4 protein-coding genes are annotated in these 3,972 nt (G+C 69.5%); 3 read left to right on the forward strand and 1 reads right to left on the reverse strand.

Features of this window, described 5'->3' with window-relative positions:
- Both D7X55_RS37050 and mrtX read left to right on the forward strand, forming a co-directional pair.
- On the forward strand, positions 1 to 517 hold a 517-nt coding region (locus D7X55_RS37050; protein WP_147470366.1), incomplete at its 5' end, for a trypsin-like peptidase domain-containing protein.
- A complete protein-coding gene (gene mrtX, locus D7X55_RS37055) occupies positions 514 to 1,239 on the forward strand; it encodes a myxosortase MrtX (protein ID WP_120547838.1) in 726 nt (241 codons plus the stop codon). The genes D7X55_RS37050 and mrtX, both read left to right, overlap by 4 nt.
- An 8-nt stretch (positions 1,240 to 1,247) precedes the next feature.
- On the opposite strand, the gene D7X55_RS37060 is transcribed toward mrtX, so the two are convergent.
- Positions 1,248 to 2,081, reverse strand: coding sequence for a class II glutamine amidotransferase (locus D7X55_RS37060; protein ID WP_199747312.1), 834 nt, complete (start codon positions 2,079 to 2,081; stop codon positions 1,248 to 1,250).
- Positions 2,082 to 2,295: 214 nt separating this feature from the next.
- Between D7X55_RS37060 and dnaK the strand changes: the two genes are divergently transcribed.
- Positions 2,296 to 3,903 (forward strand): molecular chaperone DnaK, encoded by a 1,608-nt coding sequence (gene dnaK, locus D7X55_RS37065; protein WP_121725497.1) that lies wholly within the window; start codon positions 2,296 to 2,298, stop codon positions 3,901 to 3,903.
- Positions 3,904 to 3,972 lie beyond the last annotated feature (69 nt).

Raw genomic sequence — 3,972 nt, forward strand, 5'->3', positions numbered from 1 at the left:
CCTCCAGCGCGTGCTGGAACTGCACACCCGCTCCTCGGTACGCGTGCGCGGCCCCCAGAACGCGGGCCCCGGCATCATCGTGGGCGCGGACGGACAGGTGCTCACGGCCGTGTCGCTCGTGGGTCCCAACTCCACCCAGGTGGTGCACGAGGGCAACGCGCTGACGGCGCGCGTGGTGCTCTCCAGCACGGTGCTCCAGGTCGCGGTGGTGGCGGGCCCCCAGGGCACGTGGCCCGCGGCGCCGGTGCGGCTGGTGCCGGAGGGGCTGGCGGGCCGCTGGGTGGTGGGCGTCATGCCCGCGCGCAAGAAGGGGCAGCGGGACACGCCCAAGGCGACGGTGGCCAAGACAGCACCCGCGCCGTTCTTCGACGTGGACCTCACGCTCGCGCCGGGCAGCCCGCTGTATGACGGCGACGGGCGGCTGGTGGGCCTGGTCGTCGAGCGCCGGGGCCGTGGCGCCCGCGCCCTGCCCCTGTCCGCGGTGAAGGCGGAGCTCGCCTCGGCGGACGCGCCATGAGCCGGCCTTCGGGGCCTCCCTTCAAGGTGAGCGCGGTGCAGGAGGCGATGGGCCTCTGGGCGCTGGGCTTTTTGGGCATCATCGCGGCGTTCCTCATCGCCGGGGGCACCAGCGTGCCCAAGCTGGTGGCCACGGTGGGCTTCCTCTACCTGCCGCTCATCCCCATGCGCTGGCGCGACGAGGACTACCGCGACTACGGCCTCACCCTGCGCGCGTGGAAGGAGGACGTGCGCCTGTTCCTGGTGATGAGCGCCATCGTGGGGCCGCTGTTCTTCGCGGGCTTCGCCGGCTTCGTGCAGGTGGTGCCGCACCTGCCGCCCGCGCTCGCGCACCACCTGACGCCCATCATCGGCGAGGGCCACTTCCAGCCGCGCCTGCCCCCGCGCTTCGGCGAGTGGGTGATTGATCAGCTCTTCGTCGTCGCGCTGCCGGAGGAGTTCTTCTACCGGGGCTACCTCCAGGCCCGCCTGCGCGACGCGTGGCCCCAGGGGCGCGTGGTGCTGGGCGCGAGGCTGGGGCGCGCCTTCTGGGTGACGGCGCTGCTCTTCGCGCTGGGCCACCTGGCCATCTTCCAGACGTGGCGGCTGGCGGTGTTCTTCCCCGCGCTCCTCTTCGGCTGGATGCGCGAGCGCACCGGCACCATCGTCGGCTGCTCGCTCTTCCACGCCGCCTGCAACCTCTACGTGCGCTTCCTGGAGGTCTCCTTCTTCGGAGGCCCGTAGCGGCCTCGTCAGGACGGCGGCAGCTGCTGGACCTGGAGGTCCGCGCCCACCACCAGTGTCGCGCCCTGCGGCAGCTCCACCCAGCCCTGCGTGCGCGTCACGTGGCTGGCCACCACCACCGTGCGGCGGCGGCGGTGCGCGCCGACCTCCGGATGCGTCTCCGGCGTCTGGGGCGTCACGCCGCAGTGGGCGCACTCCGCGCTGCCCTCCAGGCGCGTGTAGTACAGCGGGGCCTCGCCCCGGCGCGTGGCGGCCAGCACGGTGCCGTTGGTGGCCACCAGGTTGAGCGGCGGCGTGCGCACCTGCCCCAGCTTCACGAGCGTGGCCTCCACTTCACGCACCGTGTCGCGCAGCACGCGGCCGGCCACCTCCGGCTCCAGGCGTGGATCATCCGTGCGGCCCAGTTCCCGCAGGCGCGTGAGGAAGAGGGCGAAGAGGACCTCGCTGCCGGTGGAGCCTCGCACCTGCCGCTGGAGGTGCTCTGGCACGCGCGACAGCAGCGGGGCGCGCAGGGGCTCGAAGTCCGGCAGCGGGCCCTGGTGGGCGAACAACCAGTGGCGCGCCCGGAAGGGCTGGGTGTTCTCCTCGGGCGACAGGCCGAGCGGCAGCCGGCTGGCGTGGAAGAGCACGGCCTCGGATTCGTGGGGCGGCCCCAGGTCATCCAGGGTGATTTCCCGGTCCGGCGCCAGGCGGCGCAGGAGGACATCCTCCTGGGCATAGGAGCCCACCCCCAAGGCGTTGGCCCGGGCCTCCGGGCGGAGGACGACCTGCTGGGTCAGCCGGTGCAGCTCGCACCGCAGGAGGTTGGGATCCGACGACAGGGCGGCGAGGATGGCGGACATGGTGATTCCCCCCTTCACCTCAAGGGATAAGGTCCATGGGATGCCGGTTCAGCCCGCTGAACCCGCTCCCCTGCTCTGGCGCTAAGCCCTTGAAATGGCTGGCGTTTGAACAGTCTTTGAATTGACACCCCGGAACGTGGAGCCTAACCTCCGGGCGCTTCCCGGCTGCCCTCTCGCCAGAGGGGCCGGGGTGCAGGTCTTCACCGGAGACGGAATGGCGGACGACATCGCAATCGGCATCGACCTGGGCACGTCGTATTCGTGCGTGTCCGTCGTCCACGAGGGTCAGCCCACGGTCATCCCCAACGAGTGGGGCGAGACGACGCATGCCTCGTGCGTGTCCTTCCTGGAGGAAGGGTCCGTGCTGGTGGGCAACGCGGCGAAGAAGAACATCATCACCAGCCCCGAGAACACGGTGTACTCGGCCAAGCGGCTCATCGGCCGGTACTACTTCTCCGACGAGGTGAAGAAGGCGCAGGCGGTGATGCCCTACCGCATCGTCGAGGGCGACAACAACTCGGTGCGCATCGGCGTGCGGGACCGCAGCTATTCGCTGCCGGAGATCTCCGCGCTGGTGCTCAAGGAGATGAAGGCCGTCGCGGAGACGTACCTGGGCCGCGAGGTGCACAAGGCGGTCATCACCGTCCCCGCGTACTTCAACGACAACCAGCGCCAGGCCACGAAGGACGCGGGCCGCATCGCGGGGCTGGAAGTCCTGCGCATCATCAACGAGCCCACGGCGGCGGCGCTGGCGTACGGCTTTGGCCGGGACGTCAACCAGCGCGTCGTCGTCTACGACCTGGGTGGCGGCACGTTCGACGTGTCCATCCTCGAAATCGGCAAGGACGTCTTCGAGGTGCTCGCGACGGCGGGTGACACGTACCTGGGCGGCGACGACTTCGACGACCGCATCATGACGTGGATGGCGGACGACTTCCTCAGCCGCACGCGGTTGGATCTGCGGCAGAACAAGTACTGCCTGCAGATGCTGAAGGACGCGGCGGAGAAGGCGAAGATCGACGTGGGCCAGTACGGCACCGCGGAGATCCTCTGCGCGGGCATCTGCCAGGACGCCAACGGCAACGTGATGGACCTGCGCAACACGCTCAACCAGGACCAGTTCAACCGGATGGTGATGGACCTGGTGCAGCGCACGTTCAAGGTCTGCGACGAGGCGCTGCAGAGCGCACGGCTGACGGCGGCGGACATCGACGCGGTCATCCTGGTGGGCGGGCCCACGCGGCTGCCCATCATCCGCAACTCGGTGAAGCACTACTTCCAGAAGGAGCCGCTGGAGGGCATCAACCCGGATCAGGTCGTGGCCATGGGCGCGGCGCTCCAGTCGCACGCGCTGCTGGACAGCAAGACGGAGACGTTCCTGGTGGACGTCACGCCGCTGACGCTGCGGATCGGCACCGTGGGTGGGTACACGGAGAAGATCATCGACAAGAACACGCCGGTGCCCATTGACCGCTCGAAGACCTTCACCACCAGCCGTGACGGGCAGGAGAAGGTGAAGATCCGCGTGTACCAGGGTGAGTCCAACCGCGCCGAGGAGTGCGAGATGCTGGGCGAGTTCGAGTTCTCGGGCTTCCGCATCGGGTATCGCGGCGAGGTGAAGATCGAAGTGACGTTCGAGATCAACACGGACGGTCTGGTGAACGTGTCCGCGTGTGACGTGGAGACGGGTCAGAAGACGTCGACGACGATCACGTTGTCGTCCGGCATGACGGAGGCGGACATCCAGCAGTCGATCCAGTCGAACCGCAACACGCGGCTCGCCGGCCACAACAGCAGCGACCTGCCCGCCGTGGCCAACTAGGCGCCGCCGATGTCCGAGCCTTCCGATCCGAACTCTGGCGCGCCGCCAGGGCCCGCCGCGCCCCCGGCG

The organism is Corallococcus sp. AB049A (genome assembly GCF_003668885.1).
Classification (GTDB): Bacteria; Myxococcota; Myxococcia; order Myxococcales; family Myxococcaceae; genus Corallococcus; species Corallococcus interemptor.

Bases quoted from the DNA above. Each gene is read 5' to 3' on its own strand.
- D7X55_RS37060 (WP_199747312.1), bottom strand. From the start codon at position 2,081: ATGTCCGCCATCCTCGCCGCCCTGTCGTCGGATCCCAACCTCCTGCGG.
- dnaK (WP_121725497.1), top strand. From the start codon at position 2,296: ATGGCGGACGACATCGCAATCGGCATCGACCTGGGCACGTCGTATTCG.
- mrtX (WP_120547838.1), top strand. From the start codon at position 514: ATGAGCCGGCCTTCGGGGCCTCCCTTCAAGGTGAGCGCGGTGCAGGAG.